Origin of the sequence: Kytococcus sp. HMSC28H12 (assembly GCF_001816045.1) — a bacterium.
In the GTDB taxonomy this organism is placed as follows: Bacteria; Actinomycetota; Actinomycetes; order Actinomycetales; family Dermatophilaceae; genus Kytococcus; species Kytococcus schroeteri.
Genome location: NZ_KV824447.1, coordinates 1 through 2807, shown reverse-complemented (window position 1 = coordinate 2807; position 2807 = coordinate 1). Strand labels below are relative to the sequence as shown.

3 protein-coding genes are annotated in these 2807 nt (G+C 73.1%); 1 reads left to right on the top strand and 2 read right to left on the bottom strand.

Annotation, left to right across the window (positions count from 1 at the left end):
• Together HMPREF3099_RS06010 and HMPREF3099_RS06005 are read right to left on the bottom strand one after the other, a co-directional pair.
• The coding region (locus HMPREF3099_RS06010) for an ABC transporter permease (RefSeq protein WP_141762021.1) at positions 1-818 on the bottom strand (818 nt) is incomplete at its 3' end.
• Positions 815-1990, bottom strand: a complete 1176-nt coding sequence (locus tag HMPREF3099_RS06005; protein WP_083323545.1) for a thiamine ABC transporter substrate-binding protein — start codon at positions 1988-1990, stop codon at positions 815-817. The genes HMPREF3099_RS06010 and HMPREF3099_RS06005, both read right to left, overlap by 4 nt.
• Before the next feature lie 282 nt (positions 1991-2272).
• Between HMPREF3099_RS06005 and HMPREF3099_RS06000 the strand changes: the two genes are divergently transcribed.
• Complete coding sequence (locus HMPREF3099_RS06000) at positions 2273-2638, top strand: DUF4235 domain-containing protein (protein ID WP_070705158.1); 366 nt, start codon at positions 2273-2275, stop codon at positions 2636-2638.
• The last annotated feature ends 169 nt before the right edge of the window (positions 2639-2807 follow it).

Here is a 2807-nt window from a genome sequence, read left to right as displayed (position 1 = left end):
GGCGCCGCCCCCGCCCCCGTGGCCCGCGCGGAGCCGCGCAGCCGGGCGGCCGTCCCCACGAGCAGGGCCACGGTCACCACCTGCAGCACCGAGAGCACGGCGGCGGCCCGCAGGTCCAGGTACTGGGTGGTCAGCAGGTAGATCTCGGTCTCCAGGGTGCGGTGGCGCAACCCGCCGAGGGTGAGCACCACCCCGAAGGCGGTGCTGCAGAACAGGAAGACCACCACCGCGGCGCTCGTGATGGCCGGGGCCAGGCGGGGCAGGGTGATGTCGCGCAGCACCTGCCAGGGCGCCGCACCCAGCGAGGCGGCGGCCTCCTCGGCGCGGCGGTCCAGCCCGGCCCAGGCCCCGCCCACGGTGCGCACCACCACGGCCAGGTTGAAGAACACGAACGCCGCCCCGATGGCCCACGGCGTGCCGTCCCAGCCCAGGAATCCCAGCGGCCCCTGCGGGCTGAGCAGGCTGCGGAACATCACGCCCACCACCACGGTGGGCATGACGAAGGGCATCACCACCCACGAGCGCAGCAGGCCCCGCAGCGGCAAGCGCAGCCGGTACAGGGCGAAGGCCGTGGGCACGCCGAGCAGCACGGTCACCGCGGTGCCGGCCAGCGCCATCGCCACGGTGAAGCCGAGCACGCGCAGGGTGCGGCTGCGGCCCAGCACCTCGGGCACCACCGAGAGGTCGAGCTGGCCGTGCGGGGCCAGGCCGCGTCCCACCATCGTGCCGACGGGCAGCACGAAGAAGACGGCCAGGAAGGCCAGGGGCAGGGCCGCCCAGAGCAGGGGGACCCACGCCCCTCCGCGGGAGCGCCTCACTGGCCGGTGGCCTCGCTCCAGCGCGTCAGCCACTCCTCGCGGTGCTCCTGGATGCGGGCGGCGTCCACCTCGATGGGCTCCTTGGCGGACGGGGCCCACTTCTCCCACTCGGCCGGGAGCTCCACGTCCGAGCGCACCGGGTAGACGTACATCGACTCCGGCAGCCCGGCCTGGAAGTCCTTGCCCAGCAGGTACTCCACCAGTTTCGCGCCCGCCTCGGGCTCCTCGGCGCCCTCGAGCACGCCGGCGTACTCCACCTGGCGGAAGCAGGTGTCCAGCAGGGCCGAGGTGGTGGGCTCCTTGCCCCCCTCGGGCACGGTGAAGGGCGGGCTGGAGGCGTAGCTGAGCACGATGGGCCGGTCCCCCTTGCCGCCGCCGGCGGTGAAGTCGACGGTGTACGCGTCCTCCCAGCCGGCGGTGATCTTGGCGTCGTTGGCCACGAGGTCCTTCCAGTACTGCTCCCAGCCGTCGTCGCCCTTGGCACCGATGGTGGCCAGCAGGAAGGCCAGACCGGGGCTCGACGTGGCGGCACCGGGGGTGACGAACAGGCCCTTGTACTCGGGCTTGGTGAGGTCGTCGAGACCCTGGGGCGGGTTGACGCCCTTCTTCTCGAACCACGTGTCGTCCACGTTGACGCAGACGTCGCCGTAGTCCACCGGGGCCAGGCGGGCGCCCCCGTCGGTCTCGATGGTGTGCCGGTCGACCCCCTGGGGCAGCGACACACCGTGCTCTGCCACCACGCCCTCGGCCAGGGCCCGGCCGCCGAACGTGTTGTCGATGCCGAAGACCACGTCGCCCAGCGGCTTCTCCTTGGTGAGCACCAGCTTGTTGGTGAGCGCCCCGGCATCGCCGGACTTCAGCACCTTGACCGTGATGCCGGTGTCCTTGGTGAACTCCTTGAGCGCACCCTTCGGCGGGTTGAACGAGTCGTGGGTCACGAGAGTGACGGTGCGGCCCTCCAGGTCACCGTCGGAGGCGCCGTCGCCGGAACCCTGCGAGGGCGACGAGGACTCCTGGTCGGACCCCTCACCCTGGCCGCCCAGGGAGCACCCCGCCAGCAGGCCGAGGGCGGTGACGGCGGCCAGACCCGTCGTGACCGCGCGACGGGGGGCCCGGACGGCCGTGGTGCTGCGGTGCGGGGAGGGGCGAGTGGGCTGTGCGGTGGTGGGCATGTGCGCTCCTGTGTCGACTTCCTCCGCCGGCGGTCCCGGCCAGGTTCCAAGGGTCTGCGGTCTCCCGCACTCTCAACGCTCCGGGCGCTCCCCTGTCGTGGCCCCGAACATACCCCCTGACCCGCGCGCCGGTCGGCCGACCCGGTGGCGGCCGCGCCATGCCACCCGGCGGAGGTCACACCGCACCACCGGGCGGGGGCGGGTGCGTCGTGACAGACTCGGGAACGATTGCACGACCGCCGCGCACACCGCGCCGGCGCCCAGCAGGCGAAGGAGAGTTGCATGAACCTCGCGTACAAGGCCCTCGCGACCGCGCTGCCGATCGTGGCCAGCGTCGTGGCCTCCAAGGTGGCCGACGGCACCTGGAAGATCACCACCGGCCGCTCGGCCCAGAACCCGGACGACCCGGAGGTGGGCATCAAGGAGGCCGCCGCCTTCGCGCTGCTCTCCGGCGCCGCGGTGGGTGTGGCCAAGATGCTGGCCAACCGTCAGGCCTCGCACTTCTACATGAAGAACAACGGCATGCTGCCGCCGGAGCTCACCAAGCGCCTGGGTCTCACCGAGGAGCAGTCCCGCGCCAAGGCCCAGGCCAAGCTGGCCTCCGAGGGCAACCGCAAGGACGCCAAGAAGGCCGCCGCCAAGGCCTGAGTCACAAGGCTCGGCCCAGCGCCCCGGCGCCCCGTCCACCCGATGCGGTGGGCGGGGCGCCGAGCGCTGTTCCGGGCCGGGCCGACGGGTGCAGGTCAGGTGGTGTGAGGGGCTGCCCCGCAGGTCAGAGGTCGCGTCGGAGGTCGCCCCCGGGGTCGCGCCCGGGGGC